The following is a 14,780-nucleotide window of genomic DNA, read 5'->3' on the forward strand; positions in this document are numbered from 1 at the left end:
CCCCCGCACCCCCCGCAGGATATTTGAGCCAGGTGAAATGGGTGAGATTCCGGCCTCGCATGTGCTGTTGAAGCGCGCCTACGATCCGGCCTCACCGGAGGATGGCACGCGGATCCTGGTTGACCGGCTCTGGCCGCGTGGCGTCAGCAAGGAGCGCGCGGCGCTGAGCGACTGGATGAAGGAGATCGCACCCAGCACCGCCTTGCGCGAATGGTTCGGGCATGAGCCGGCGAAATGGGCCGAGTTCCAGACCCGCTACCGTGCCGAGTTGCGGGGCCATCAGACAGAACTGGATCAGCTGCGCGATCTGGCGCGGCAGGGCGTGGTGACGCTGGTCTATGGCGCGCGCGACCGGCTGCATAACGAGGCGGTGGTGCTGCGCGATCTGCTGCTGGGTCAGCGATGAGCGGCATGGGCGCGGGCATCCTCTGGATGATGGGCTGCCTGGCCTCGTTCATCGGCATGGCCATCGGTTCGCGCGAGCTGGCCGATACCATGTCCATCGCGCAGATCCTCGTCATCCGCTCGCTGGTCGGGCTGGTGGTGGTGCTGATCCTGGCGCGGCACCTGTTGCCCGAGCTTCGGCAGATGCGCGATATCCGCCTGCACGGGCTGCGCAATCTGGTGCATTTCGGGGCGCAATATTGCTGGACGCTTGGCGTGGCGCTGATGCCTTTGGCCGAGGTCTTTGCGCTGGAATTCACCATGCCGATCTGGGTGGCGATCTTTGCCTGGGCGGCCTTGGGCGAGCGTATCGGCCGGGCGCGGATCATCGCCATGGCCGTCAGCTTCATCGGCGTCTTGATCGTGCTGCGTCCGGGTGCCGCGATCATCGATCCGGCGGCCTTTGTCGTGTTGCTGGCGGCGGCGGGTTATGGTGCCTCGACGGTGTTCGTCAAACGTCTGACCCGTCATTCCTCGCCGCAGATCATCGTCGTCTGGATGGTGCTGATGCAATTGCCGATGGGGCTGGCGCTTCTGGCCTTGCGCGGTGGCTGGGTGGCGCCGGGCTGGGGTGATCTGCCCTGGATGCTGATGGTTGGCATCACCGCGCTGACGGCGCATTACACCATGGCGCAGGCGCTGAGGGTCATGGATGCCTCGATCGCCATTCCCATCGATTTCCTGCGCGTGCCGCTGATCGCGGTGATCGGCTGGCTGCTTTATGACGAGCCGATCAGCGCCGCCGTCTTCATCGGTGCGGTGATCATCTTCACCGCGAATTTCACCGCCATGCGCAGCGAGGCGCGCAATCGTCGCGCCGAGGCGGTGCTGGCCGAGACCGGCGCCGACATTGACGCCGGCGCCGTCATCGCCAGCGAAATCGCTTCGCCCGAGCCCCGCCGCTAGGTCGGTTTGCAGCAGCCCGGGCGGCTGTAACATTTCGTTGGATTTCCGAAAAACTGGGGCAATGATTGGCGGCGAAGTTCCGCAACAAGGAACGCGACGCGACTGGGGAGGACGCATGACGGACCGGCAATCGCCTGCGGGCGAGGCAGAATCGATCCCTGCGCTTCTGGCGCGGAATGCGGCCCGTATGGGCGCCAGGCCCGCCTATCGCGAAAAGGAGTTCGGGGTCTGGCAAAGCTGGACCTGGGCCGAGACCGCCGAAGAGGTGCGGGCCATCGCGCTCGGTTTCCTCGTTCTGGGCCTGAAACCCGGCGATCATGTCGCCGTCATCGGTCGCAACCGCCCCGCGCATTACTGGTCGATGATCGCCGCGCAGATGTGTGGCGCCGTTCCCGTGCCGCTCTATCAGGACGCGGTGGCCGAAGAGATGGCCTATGTGCTGGGCCATAGCGGCGCGCGCTTTGTCATCTGCGGCGATCAGGAGCAGGTGGACAAGGTGCTCGAGGTGCAGTCGATGCCCGATGCGCCGCAGACCATCGAGCAGATCGTCTATACCGACAAGCGCGGGATGCGGAAATACGACCATTCCCACATGAACGCGCTGGCCCATGTGCAGGCCGAGGGCCGCGCCGCCGAGACCCGTCTGGGGCCGGAACTGGATGCCCGCATTGCCGGCCTCGGCTATGACGATACCTGCGTCATGCTGTACACCAGCGGCACGACCGGCAAGCCCAAGGGCGTGGTCCTGTCGTCGCGCAATATCATCGAGACCTCGAAGAACACCGCCGATTTCGACCATCTGACCGAGGGCGAGGAGGTTCTGGCCTATCTGCCAATGGCCTGGGTCGGTGATTTCATCTTCTCGATGGGGCAGGCGATCTGGTCGGGTTTCACCGTGAACTGCCCCGAGGGCGCGCATACGATGATGACCGACCTGCGCGAGATCGGGCCGACCTATTTCTTCGCCCCGCCGCGCGTCTTCGAAGGCCAGCTGACCAATGTGATGATCCGCATGGAGGATGCCGGCCGGTTCAAGAAATGGTTGTTCGACCATTACATGAAGGTCGCGCGCCGCGTCGGCCCGGCGATCCTCGATGGCGAGACCGTGGGCTTTGGCGACCGGCTGGCCTATGCGCTTGGCAATCTCTTCGTCTATGGCCCGCTGAAGAACACGCTGGGTTATTCGCGCATCCGCGTCGGCTATACGGCGGGCGAGGCGATCGGGCCCGAGATCTTCGATTTCTACCGCAGCCTCGGGATCAACCTGAAACAGCTTTACGGCCAGACCGAGGCTTCGGTCTTCATCACCCAACAGCCCGACGGGCAGGTGCGCTCGGATACGGTGGGCGTGCCTTCGCCGGGGGTGGAGTTGAAGATTGCCGAGAATGGCGAGGTCTTCTATCGCAGCCCGGGCACCTTCGTCGAATATTACAACAATCCCGACAGCACCGCCTCGACCAAGGATGCCGAGGGCTGGGTGGCCACGGGGGATGCCGGCTTCTTCGAGGAGGGGACCGGGCATCTGCGCATCATCGATCGCGCCAAGGACGTGGGCAAGATGGCCGATGGCCGGATGTTTGCGCCCAAATATGTCGAGAACAAGCTGAAGTTCTATCCCAACATTCTCGAGGCCGTGGTGATCGGCAATGGCCGCGCCTACTGCACGGCGATGATCAACATCGACCTGGGCGCCGTGGGGAACTGGGCCGAGCGCAACAACATCGCCTATGCCAGCTACCAGGAGCTGGCCGCCCATCCGCAGGTCTATGCGACGATCAAGAGCCATGTTGAGGAGGTCAACCGTTCGGTGGCCGAGGATCCGATGCTGTCGGGCTGCCAGGTCCACCGCTTCCTGGTCCTGCACAAGGAACTGGATCCCGATGATGGCGAGATGACCCGCACCCGCAAGGTGCGCCGTTCGGTCATCAACGAGAAATTCGCCGATCTGGTCAGCGCGCTCTATGACGGCTCGCCGACCGTCTATACCGAGACCGAAGTTACCTATGAGGACGGTCGCAAGGGGCATATCAAGGCCACGCTGCAAATCGAGGATGCGCAGGTCTTTGGCGAGGCCCTGCAGCAGAAGGTGGCGGCGGAATGACGGAAATGCAGACGACCACCGCCGCCGAGGGCTATGTGACCGCCGATGGCCGCCAGATCGGCGGCGTGCTGATGGACCTCAAGGGGATCACCTTGCGCTTTGGCGGCGTCGAGGCGATCAAGAACATAAGCTTCGACATCCGGCAGGGCGAGATCCGGGCGATCATCGGGCCGAACGGCGCCGGCAAGTCCTCGATGCTGAACGTCATCTCGGGCTTCTATGTCCCGCAGGAGGGCGAGGTCTGGTTCAAGGGCGAGAAGCGCGGGCCGATGAAACCCTATGAGGTGGCGCGCCTTGGCATTGCCCGCACCTTCCAGAACATCGCGCTCTTCGACGGCATGTCGGTTCTGGACAACATCATGACCGGGCGGCTGAACCGGATGAAGGCCGGGTTCCTGAGCCAGGCGATCTGGTGGGGCGCGGCCGAGCGCGAGGAGATCGAGAACCGCGCGGCGGTCGAGCGGATCATCGACTTCCTCGAGATCCAGAACATCCGCAAGACGCCGGTGGGCCGGCTGCCTTACGGGTTGAAGAAGCGGGTGGAACTCGCCCGCGCGCTGGCGGCCGAACCGGGCCTTCTGCTTCTGGACGAGCCGATGGCCGGGATGAATGTCGAGGAGAAGGAGGACATGTCCCGCTTCATCCTCGACGTGAACGACGAATTCGGCACCACCATCGCGCTGATCGAGCATGACATGGGCGTGGTCATGGACCTTTCCGACCGGGTGGTGGTCATGGATTACGGCCGCAAGATCGGCGACGGCACCCCGGACGAGGTGCGCAACAATCAGGAAGTCATCGATGCCTATCTGGGGGTCGCCCATGACTGACGCGAACAACCGGAGGGCTGCCTGATGGACCAGTTGATCTTTGCATCCGAGGTGCTGGTGAACGGTCTGATGACCGGGGTGATGTATTCGCTGGTCGCGCTTGGCTTCGTGCTGATCTACAAGGCCTCGGGCGTGTTCAACTATGCGCAGGGCGTCATGGCGCTTTTCGCGGCGCTGACGCTGGTGGGCATCCAGCAGGGGCAGGTGCCCTTCCGCCATCTCATCAACGCCATCTTCGGCACCCATCTGGAAAGCTTCGGCTGGACGCTGCCCTCGGTGCTGGCGATCCTGCTGACGGCGGTGGTGATGATCGCGCTCGCCTGGCTGATCGAGAAACTGGTGCTGCAGCATCTGGTCGGGCAGGAGCCGATCATCCTCTTCATGGCGACGATCGGGCTGGCCTATTTCCTCGAGGGCTTTGGCGACGTGATGTGGGGCGCCGATATCAAGACGCTGGATGTCGGATTGCCGCAGGGGATTTCCGACGCGGTCGAGGCGACCACGGCCAACTGGTTCGGCTATGGCTTCTTCATCGACCGGCTGGACATCTGGGCCACGATCATCGCGGCGGTGCTGGTGGCGGCGCTGGTGGCCTTCTCGCAATATACCAAGCAGGGCCGGGCCATGCGCGCCGTGGCCGATGACCATCAGGCGGCGCTGTCGGTGGGAATCAGCCTGCAATTCATCTGGATCATGGTCTGGTCCATCGCCGGTTTCGTGGCGCTGGTCGCGGGCATCATGTGGGGCACCAAGTCGGGTGTGCAGTTCAGCCTGTCGCTGATCGCGCTGAAGGCGCTGCCGGTCCTGATGCTGGGCGGCTTCACCTCGATCCCCGGCGCCATCGTCGGCGGGCTGATCGTCGGCGTCGGCGAGAAGCTGTTCGAATTCTGGATCGGCCCGATGGTCGGCGGCGCGACCGAGAACTGGTTCGCCTATGTGCTGGCGCTTCTGTTCCTCGTCTTCCGGCCGCAGGGCCTGTTCGGCGAGAAGATCATCGAGCGGGTGTGACGATGCAAAGGATCGATGCCTCCGGCGGGGATATTTGGACCAGGATGAAGCCCGGCGCTTTCATCTTGGCGGAAATATCCTCCGGGGGTGCGGGGGTGGAAAACCCCGGCAGCAACAGATTGCGGGAAGGGGAGCACGATGCTTTATCGTGAGGCGGGCGATTTCAAGACGGGCTATCGCTCGGACGGGCAGACCTTTCCGATCCGGCTGGATCGCTGGGGATATTACGCGCTGGTTGCGGTGGCCTTCCTGGTCGTGCCCTTCCTGATCAACGACTACTGGGCCAATGCGGTTCTGGTGCCGTTCCTGATCTATGCCATTGCGGCTCTGGGGCTGAACATCCTGACCGGCTATGCCGGGCAGGTCAGCCTTGGCACCGGCGGGTTCATGGCGGTAGGGGCCTATGCGGTCTACAAGCTGATGACCGCCTTTCCCGATGTCAGCATTGTCATCCATATCCTCCTGGCGGGCGGCATCACCGCCATCGTCGGGATGCTGTTCGGTCTGCCGAGCCTTCGGATCAAGGGCTTCTACCTCGCCGTTGCGACACTGGCGGCGCAGTTCTTTCTGGTCTGGCTCTTCAACAAGGTGCCGTGGTTCTACAACTACTCGGCCTCGGGCCAGATCACCGCGCCCGAGCGCACGGTGCTGGGCATGGCCGTTACCGGCCCGGCCACCAGTGCACCGGCGAAATACCTGATCTGCCTCTGCTTCGTCTTCGTCCTCGCCTGGCTGGCGCGCAACCTGACCCGCGGCACGCTGGGGCGCAAATGGATGGCCATCCGCGACATGGACATCGCCGCCGAGATCATCGGGGTGAACCCGCTGACGGCGAAGCTCTCGGCCTTCGCGATCTCGTCCTTCTTCGTGGGCATTGCCGGGGCGCTGCTGTTCTCGGTCTATCTCGGCGCGGCGGAAGTGGGCGAGGCCTTTGGCATCAACAAGAGCTTCCTCGTCCTCTTCATGATCATCATCGGGGGCTTGGGCAGCATCTTCGGCAGCTTCGCGGGCGCGGCCTTCATGGTGCTGCTGCCGGTCTTCCTGAAGAACGTTCTGGTCGGCAGCCTTGGCTGGCCCACCGACCTCGCCGCCCATATCGAGTTGATGATCGTCGGCGCGCTGATCATCGTCTTCCTGATCGTCGAGCCGCACGGGCTGGCGCGGCTCTGGGCACTGGCCAAGGAAAAGCTGCGACTCTGGCCGTTCCCGCATTGATTACTGCAAGAACCGGACAACCGGACATACATCCAAATGGGAGGAAACCTCGGATGAAGACCCTGAAATTCGCCGCTCTGGTCGCGGCCGGCCTGATGGCCGCGGCCCCGGCCCTGGCCGATCTGGTGGTGCCGAACCTTTCCTATCGCACCGGTCCTTACGGCGCGAACGGCACCCAGTATGCCGATGGCTTCAACGATTACTTCACACTGTTGAACGAGCGTGACGGCGGGATCGGCGGCGAGAAGATCCAGGTGCCGGAGTGCGAGACGGCCTATAACACCGAGAAGGGCGTGGAATGCTACGAGTCCACCAAAAGCTCGGGCGCGCTGGTCTATAACCCGCTGTCGACCGGCATCACCTACCAGCTGATCCCGAAAGTCTCTGTCGACAAGATCCCGCTTTACACCCCGGGCTACGGCCGGACCTCGGCCAAGAACGGCAAGGTGTTCGAATGGGTGTTCAACGCGCCCGCGAACTATTGGGATGGGGCGTCCATCGCCATCAAATACCTGCTCGACCAGAACGGCGGCGACCTGAACGGCAAGAAGATCGCGCTGGTCTATCACAACTCGGCCTATGGCAAGGAGCCGATCCGCACCCTGCAGGAACTGGCCAAGAAACACGGCTTCTCGCTGACCGAGATCCCGGTCGAGGCTCCGGGGCAGGAGCAGAAGTCGCAATGGCTGCAGATCCGCCGCGACAAGCCGGATTTCGTGCTGATGTGGGGCTGGGGCGTGATGAACCAGGTCGCCATCCAGGAGGCCGCGAATATCCGTTTCCCGATGGAAAACTTCATCGGCATCTGGTGGGCGGGGTCCGAGATCGACGTGACCCCGGCCGGTGCGGGCGCCAATGGCTACAAGTCTGTGACCTTCAACGGCGTCGGCATGGATTACCCGATCTATGACGATCTGAAGACCCATGTGATCGATCCGGGCAAGGCAAGCCAGGGCGGTCCGCATGTCGGCTCGGCGGTCTATTCGCGCGGCATGTATGCCGCCGTCGTCATCGCCGAGGCGATCCGCAAGGCGCAGGAACTGGCCGGCACCTCGGCCATCACGCCCACGCAGTTGCGCGACGGCTTCGAGCAGCTCGACATCACGCCCGATCGCCTGGCCGAGCTTGGCCTGCCGGACTTCGGTCCCGAGATCAAGATGACCTGCGATAACCATGGCGGCAGCGGCATGGCCCGGATGCAGCAATGGGATGCCGAGGCGAAGAAATGGAACCTGATCACCGAGTTCACCGAGCCGGACCAGGAAGTCCTCGCCCCGCTGATCCTCGAGGATAGCGAGGCCTATGCCAAGGAAGCCGGGATCACCCCGCGCGACTGCTGATCTATGTCCCCGGCGGCGCTGGCCGTCGCCGGGGTTTCACAATCCGAGAGGCCGCCATGTTCGACGCCGAAAACAGCGAGACGCTGCTGGAAGTCAACAATATCGAGGTGATCTACAATCACGTCATCCTCGTCCTGAAGGGCGTCAGCCTGACGGTCCCGAAGGGCGGCATCACCGCGCTTCTGGGCGGCAATGGCGCCGGCAAGACCACCACGCTGAAGGCGATCTCGAACCTTCTGGCCTCGGAACGTGGGGCCGTCACCAAGGGCAGCATCACCTATCGCGGCGAGCGGGTGGCCGATCTGAACCCGGCGGCGCTGGTGAAGAAGGGCGTCATCCAGGTGATGGAGGGCCGCCATTGCTTCGAACACCTGACCGTCGAGGAAAACCTGCTGACCGGCGCCTATACCCGCAGCGACGGGGCGGCAGCGGTGAAGAGGGATCTCGAGATGGTCTATGACTACTTTCCCCGTCTGCGGGAACGGCGGCGATCTCAGGCTGGCTATACTTCCGGGGGGGAGCAACAGATGGTGGCCATGGGCCGCGCGCTGATGAGCCGGCCTGAGACCATCCTCTTGGACGAGCCGTCCATGGGCCTTGCCCCGCAGCTAGTCGAGCAGATCTTCGAGATCGTCAAGGCGGTGAACGAGGGCGAGGGCGTGACCTTCCTTCTGGCCGAGCAGAACACCAACGTCGCCCTGCGCTTTGCCCATTACGGCTATATCCTCGAAAGCGGCCGCGTAGTGATGGACGGGCCGGCCGATGCGCTGCGCGAGAACCCGGACGTCAAGGAATTCTATCTCGGCATGTCCGATGAGGGCCGCAAGTCGTTCCGCGACGTGCGCAGCTATCGCCGCCGCAAGCGCTGGCTGGCCTGATCCGCCCGACCCTTTCCCTTCAGCCTACAGGATTGCCCATGGCCGGCTATTACGACGATCTGGAGATCCGCGACCCTGCGGAGCGGGAAGAGGCGCTGGCCGAGGCGCTGCCGGCAGCGATCTCGCGCGCCCGGACGGCGCCGGCGCTGGCGCGGCTTCTGCGCGATGTCGAGCCCGATCAGGTCACGGACCGCGCGGCGCTGGCGCGGCTGCCGGTGATCCGCAAGTCCGAGCTGTCGGCGGCGCAGTCGAAGACCCCGCCCTTTGGTGGCTTCACCACCCGCGTCGCCGCCGAGTTCGACCATATCTTCCAGAGCCCCGGCCCGATCTATGAGCCCGGCCGGCGCGAGGGCGACTGGTGGCGGCTCGGCCGCTTCCTCCATGCCGCCGGCGTCGGGCGCGGCGATATCGTGCAGAACTGCTTTGGCTATCACCTGACCCCCGCCGGCATGATGTTCGACAGCGCCGCCCGCGCCGTCGATGCCGCCGTGCTGCCCGCCGGCACCGGCCAGACCGAACAGCAGGTCCGCGCCGCCGTCGATATCGGCACCTCGGTCTATGCCGGCACGCCGGATTTCCTCAAGGTGATCCTCGAAAAGGCCGACCAGATGGGCGAGCGGCTGGCGATCGCCCGCGCCGTGGTCGGCGGTGGGGCGCTGTTTCCCTCGCTGCGCAGCTATTATGCTGATCGTGGTATCGCGACGCTGCAAAGCTATGCCACCGCTGATCTCGGCAGCATTGCCTATGAGACCGATGCAATGGACGGAATGGTGGTGGACGAGGGCGTGATCGTCGAGATCGTCCGCCCCGGCACCGGCGACCCGGTGCCCGAGGGCGAGGTGGGTGAGGTCGTGGTGACGACGCTGAACCCGGATTACCCCCTGATCCGCTTCGCCACCGGCGATCTGTCGGCGGTTCTGCCCGGCATCTCGCCCTGCGGCCGCACCAACATGCGCATCAAGGGCTGGATGGGCCGGGCCGACCAGACCACCAAGATCAAGGGCATGTTCGTGCGCCCCGAACAGGTGGCCGCGCTGGTGGCCCGCCACCCCGAGATCGCCAGGGCCCGCGTCATCGCCGAGCGCGATGGCGAGATGGATGTGATGACCGTGCAGGTGGAAGCAGCCGGCGGTGCCGCCGAGGATTTCGCCGGTTCTGTGTCGGACACGCTGAAGCTGAAGGGCCGGGTCGAGATCGTGCCGCCGGGCAGTCTGCCGAACGACGGCAAGGTCATCGAGGACCGTCGCAGCTATGACTGAGCATCGTTAATCCCGCGCATTTGAGCCGTTAACTTGTTCTGAACCGCATTTGTGCCAAGGCTGTCCCTTGTATCTTGGTGATCGGGTGCGGGATGGCCGGGCAGGACAAGAAGGAAAAGGCAAAGATCATCGTTCGCCAGATGGCCGGCGGTGGCGCCGAAGCCCATCATGGCGGCGCCTGGAAAGTCGCCTATGCCGATTTCGTCACCGCGATGATGGCCTTCTTCCTGCTGATGTGGCTCTTGAATGCCACCACCGAGCAGCAGCGGGACGGGCTGGCCGACTATTTCAATGCCAGCCTTGCCCGCGTTCCCGGTGCTTCGGGTGACGGCTCGGATATCGGGGTGAAACTCGCCGTCGAGGTCGAGTTGGCAAGCACGCCCAAGTCCTCGTCCTTCGATTCCGTGGCGCGGCAGGTGCAGAACCAGCTGAACGGGCTGGGGGCAGAGTCCATGCAGATGAAGAACCTGCTGAAACATGTCGTCACGCGGATGACCGACGAAGGTTTGGTCATCGAGCTGACCGACCTGACCGGCGAGCCGCTGTTCATCGAGGACAGTGACCAGCCGCAGCCCATTCTGCGCGATCTGGCCAGCGTGATTGCAGGCGCGATCACCGGTTTGCGCAACCAGGTCGCGGTCGCAGGCCATGTCCGTTCCTATCCCGAGGCGCTGATCACCTCGCCGGTCTGGGCGCTGTCTGCTGGACGGGCCGAGGCGGTGCGAAATCTGCTGCAGCGCGCAGGTCTTGGCGATCAGCGGATCCAGCGGGTCACCGGATATGCCGACCGCCGCAATCGCGACATCAACCCGATGGCGCCCGAGAACAACCGGATCGAGGTGATTTTACTCAGATAGGCTCGGGGGCTGTCGCGAACTTAGGCGAATCTTAAAGCCTTTGCGTCAATCTTCGGCCAGCAGCGAAAGCAAGGAACAGTCAACATGTCGATGTCCTCCGCCCTCAACTCCGGCGTGTCCGGCCTGGCCGCACACTCGACCAAACTCGCGACCATCTCTGACAATATCGCCAATTCGGGCACCTATGGCTACAAGCGGGTCGAAACCGACTTTGAATCGATGGTGTTGAATCAGAGCCGCAGCTCCGGTCTCTATTCCGCCGGGGGCGTCCATGCCAATACCCGCCGGATCATCGACCAGAACGGTGCGCTGGTCACAACCACGAATGCCATGGATATCGCCATCGCCGGCCGCGGGATGCTGCCGGTCACCTCGGCGGTGGACCTGGACAACGGCTTTTCCGATCTGCCGATGTTGATGTGCCGCACGGGCTCGTTCCGGGCGGACGCCGATGGCATCATGCGCACCGATTCCGGGTTGGTGCTGATGGGTTGGCCGGCGCGGCCGGACGGTACGATCCCGGTGGTTACCCGCGATACCGCTGGCGGGTTGGAGCCGGTGCGGATCGAGACGAACCAGGGGTCCGGCGACCCGACTACCGCAGTCTCCCTGGGGGTCAACCTTCCCGCGCAGGAAACGGCGGTGGGGGCCAGCGGCGCACCGTTGACACTGCAGGTCGAGTATTTCGACAACCTGGGCGCCTCCGAGTCGCTGAACCTGACCTTCATTCGCGATGCCACAGCCGTCGCCGGACGGACGAACACCTGGACCGTCGAGGTCCGGGATTCGGCCTCGAACCCCGCCACCAACCTTCTCGGCACCTATCAGATCGTCTTCGACGACACTCAGGGGTCCGGCGGCAACATCGCCTCGGTGACCACCTTATCCGGCGATCCGTTCGACCCGGTGACCGGCGAGATCATGCTGAACGTCGCGGGCGGGTCGATCGATCTGGAAATCGGCATTCCGGGCGAGATCACCCGCCTGAAACAGCTCTCGACCAGCTTCGCGCCGACCAACATCACCAAGGACGGCTCGCCCGTCGGCAACCTGACCTCGGTCGAGATCGACGAGAACGGCTTCATGCGCGCGACCTACGACACCGGCTTCATCAAGACGCTCTGCCAGGTGCCGCTGGTCGATGTCCCCAACCAGAACGGCCTGATCTCGCTCGATTCCCAGACCTACATGGTTTCGCCGACCTCCGGCTCGTTCTTCCTCTGGGATGCGGGTGATGGCCCGACCGGATCGATCAAGGGCTATGCGATGGAAACCTCGAATACCGATGTCGCCGCAGAGCTGACCGACCTGATCCAGACCCAGCGCGCCTATTCCTCGAATGCCAAGGTCATCCAGACCGTCGACGAGATGTTGCAGGAAACCACGAGCATCAAACGCTGATCTGACCACAGCGCGCTGCCAAGCTGACCCAGGAGGAAACGCAGAGCCATGAGCATCGCAAGAGCCCTGTCAAACGCCCTGTCGGGATTGTCGGCGACGGCGCGTGGGACCGAAACAGTCGCCGCCAATGTCGCCAATGTCATGACCCCCGGCTATGCGCGGCGCGAGGTTGCGCTCTCGACACAGGTGCTGGATGCCGGCTCTGGCGGGGTTCGCATCGATGGTGTCCGGCGCATGGTCAACGATGCGCTGCTGTCCGAGACGCGGATTGCGCTCGCCGCGCGCAGTGAAGGTGACGCGCTGGCAGTCTTCTTCAACCAGGTCGAGGATGCGGTGGGCCTGCCGGGCGATGCCGGCGCGATCAGTACGGCGCTCACACAGTTCGAATCGGCGCTGATCGCCGCCTCGGCTCGTCCCGATGACGACCTGCGTCTAGCCAATGTGGTCGAGACCGCCGCCGGCCTCGCGGACCGCCTGAATGCGGGGTCGAGCACAGTCCAGAATGCCCGCACCCAGGCCGACATCAGCATCGGCCATCAGGTGGGGAACCTGCAGACCGCGCTGGAACAAGTGGCCGATCTGAACCGGCAGATCGCGTCATTCAGCTCCGGCGGACAGGATATCTCGGCGCTCCATGACGAACGCCAGGCCCTCGTTGACAGGATCGCCGAGATCGTGCCGACGCGCTCCGTTCCGCGCGACTTCGACCGGATCGCGCTGTTCACCGCCGAGGGCGCGGTGCTTCTGGACGGGCTAGAACCGGCGCGGCTGTCTTTTGCCCCTGTCGGTGTGCTGACGCCGGGAATGCAGGTCGGAAGCGGGGGTGTCAGCGGGCTGATTTTCAATGGCGACGAGTTGTCGGGTGAAAGGCTCAGGCTGTTTACCGGCGGATCGTTGGGGGCTGCTTTCGCGATTCGCGACAGCCACGCGCCGCAGGTCCAGACGGAACTGGATGCACTGGCCCATGATCTCTATCGGCGCTTTGCAGATCCTGCGGTCGACCCCTCGCTGGCCTCGGGCCAGCCCGGTCTCTTCACCGATGATGGTTTGGCAGCGGCTCCACCTCCCGCACTGGGCCTGGCAGGCACGATCAAGATCAATCCGGCAGTTCTGCCCGACTCCGGCGGTGCGCTCTGGCGTTTGCGCAGCGGGCTGCAGGTCGGCGTGCCCGGCCCGGTCGGCGACGGCGACCTGATCGCCCGGCTCGCCCAGGCGCTGGACTCCGTTCAGGCTGTCACCGCGCCCGGTCCGTTTACCGGACGCCATGATGCGCCCGGGCTTGCCGCCGATCTCGAAGCGCGGGTGGCAAGCCGTCGCCTCTCGGCCGAGGCCGAGGCGACCCGACGGGGCGTACGGGCTTCGAACCTGTCGGAACGGTTGATGGCCGAGGGCGTGGATACGGACAGCGAGATGCAACGTCTTCTGCAATACGAACAGGCCTATGCCGCCAATGCCCGGGTGATTCAGGCGATAGACGACATGATGAACGCGATCCTGAAGGTGTAACATGACCATAAACTCTGTCGGCGATCAGTCGCGTGCCTTGGTTTTGCGAAGCCAGACCACTCGCCTGCGCGAAAGGTTGCAGGACCTGACCGGCGAGATGTCGAGCGGTATCACCGCCGATCGCGCCGGGCGTCTATCGGGCAATACGGTCCTGCTCAACCATTACGAAAGCCAGATCGTCCAGCTGACACAGTATCAGCAGACGGGCGCCGAGGCCGGTGCGATCGCCTCGGCCACTCAGGACGTCCTTTCTGCCCTGCGTGCCGATGCGGCGACCTTGCGCGGCTCGCTGCTTTCGGTCACGCCGGCGGATAGCTCGGGTTTCATACCCTTGCGCGCGGCCGAGGCGCGCGGGCATTTCATCTCGGCCGTCGGGCGGCTGAATACGGAAGTTGCCGGGTTGCATCTCTTCGCCGGCCAGAATTCCGATACTCCGCCGCTGATCGAACCCGAGCCGATTCTTGCGGAACTGGGGCTGCTGACCACCGGATTGACCACTGCTGACGCGGTTGCGACGGTCATTTCCGACTGGTTTGATGCAGCGCCCGGTGCCGGCGGCTTTCTCGACTTCGCCTATCGCGGGACGATTGACCAACCTCGACAGATACAGATTTCCGAAGATCGCAGCATCGCCTTCACCACCACCGCGGCAACGCCGGTCATTCGAGAGCTGCTGGCATCCCTTGCCCTGGCGGCCGTCGCGGATTCCGCCGCCCTTGCGGCGTCCGGCGCCGAGCGGCTGGCGCTCATACAGCGCAGCAGCGCGGCGCTGATCACGAATGAGGCCGGGCTCGTAGACGAGATGGGACGGGTTGGTTTTCTGGAGGCGCTGACCGAGCGCTTCGGCAGCGAAAACGCCAATGCCCTCTCCGTGGTCCAGATCGGACGCGCGGGTCTGGTGACGGCGGATCCGTTCGAAACCTCGACCGCCCTGCACGAGGTGGAGACCCAACTTGAGGAGATATGCTCGAAAGTTGGTGACGCTTGATCAGGCGGCAGCTTGAATGTGGCGGACGCCGTCGCGGAACTCAACCC

General features: G+C 64.2%; 13 protein-coding genes. All 13 read left to right on the forward strand.

Annotated elements, in window-relative coordinates:
• Window positions 1-37 precede the first annotated feature (37 nt).
• The 13 genes from Q1A36_RS15970 (at window position 38) to Q1A36_RS16030 (ending at window position 14,733) form a co-directional block, all read left to right on the forward strand.
• Complete coding sequence (locus Q1A36_RS15970; RefSeq protein WP_299846268.1) at window positions 38-406, forward strand: DUF488 domain-containing protein; 369 nt, start codon at window positions 38-40, stop codon at window positions 404-406.
• Entirely contained in the window at window positions 403-1,350 is a 948-nt protein-coding gene (locus tag Q1A36_RS15975) for a DMT family transporter (RefSeq protein WP_299846270.1), read from the forward strand. The genes Q1A36_RS15970 and Q1A36_RS15975 overlap by 4 nt, the downstream gene beginning before the upstream one ends.
• A gap of 115 nt (window positions 1,351-1,465) precedes the next feature.
• Window positions 1,466-3,451, forward strand: a complete 1,986-nt coding sequence (locus Q1A36_RS15980) for an AMP-binding protein (protein ID WP_299846272.1) — start codon at window positions 1,466-1,468, stop codon at window positions 3,449-3,451.
• Between the two features lie 5 nt (window positions 3,452-3,456).
• Entirely contained in the window at window positions 3,457-4,281 is an 825-nt protein-coding gene (locus tag Q1A36_RS15985; RefSeq protein ID WP_299846291.1) for an ABC transporter ATP-binding protein, read from the forward strand.
• 21 nt (window positions 4,282-4,302) lie between these two features.
• Window positions 4,303-5,289: a branched-chain amino acid ABC transporter permease gene (locus tag Q1A36_RS15990; RefSeq protein ID WP_299846293.1), complete on the forward strand. Its 987-nt coding sequence runs from the start codon at window positions 4,303-4,305 to the stop codon at window positions 5,287-5,289.
• Between the two features lie 138 nt (window positions 5,290-5,427).
• Window positions 5,428-6,504, forward strand: a complete 1,077-nt coding sequence (locus Q1A36_RS15995; RefSeq protein WP_299846273.1) for a branched-chain amino acid ABC transporter permease — start codon at window positions 5,428-5,430, stop codon at window positions 6,502-6,504.
• Window positions 6,505-6,557: 53 nt separating this feature from the next.
• Window positions 6,558-7,844 carry an ABC transporter substrate-binding protein gene (locus tag Q1A36_RS16000; protein ID WP_299846275.1) on the forward strand — a complete coding sequence of 429 codons (1,287 nt, stop codon included), beginning with the start codon at window positions 6,558-6,560 and terminating at the stop codon, window positions 7,842-7,844.
• A gap of 56 nt (window positions 7,845-7,900) precedes the next feature.
• Window positions 7,901-8,722 (forward strand): ABC transporter ATP-binding protein, encoded by an 822-nt coding sequence (locus tag Q1A36_RS16005; protein ID WP_299846277.1) that lies wholly within the window; start codon window positions 7,901-7,903, stop codon window positions 8,720-8,722.
• Window positions 8,723-8,760: 38 nt separating this feature from the next.
• Window positions 8,761-9,981: a phenylacetate--CoA ligase family protein gene (locus Q1A36_RS16010; protein WP_299846279.1), complete on the forward strand. Its 1,221-nt coding sequence runs from the start codon at window positions 8,761-8,763 to the stop codon at window positions 9,979-9,981.
• A 92-nt stretch (window positions 9,982-10,073) separates the two neighbouring features.
• Window positions 10,074-10,838: a flagellar motor protein MotB gene (locus Q1A36_RS16015; protein WP_299846295.1), complete on the forward strand. Its 765-nt coding sequence runs from the start codon at window positions 10,074-10,076 to the stop codon at window positions 10,836-10,838.
• A gap of 84 nt (window positions 10,839-10,922) precedes the next feature.
• Window positions 10,923-12,239: a flagellar hook-basal body complex protein gene (locus tag Q1A36_RS16020; RefSeq protein WP_299846281.1), complete on the forward strand. Its 1,317-nt coding sequence runs from the start codon at window positions 10,923-10,925 to the stop codon at window positions 12,237-12,239.
• A 48-nt stretch (window positions 12,240-12,287) separates the two neighbouring features.
• Window positions 12,288-13,745, forward strand: coding sequence for a flagellar hook-associated protein FlgK (gene flgK, locus Q1A36_RS16025; protein WP_299846283.1), 1,458 nt, complete (start codon window positions 12,288-12,290; stop codon window positions 13,743-13,745).
• 1 nt (window position 13,746) lies between these two features.
• Window positions 13,747-14,733, forward strand: coding sequence for a hypothetical protein (locus tag Q1A36_RS16030; RefSeq protein ID WP_299846285.1), 987 nt, complete (start codon window positions 13,747-13,749; stop codon window positions 14,731-14,733).
• Window positions 14,734-14,780 lie beyond the last annotated feature (47 nt).

Origin of the sequence: uncultured Paracoccus sp., assembly GCF_947487305.1 — a bacterium.
GTDB lineage: Bacteria > Pseudomonadota > Alphaproteobacteria > Rhodobacterales > Rhodobacteraceae > Paracoccus.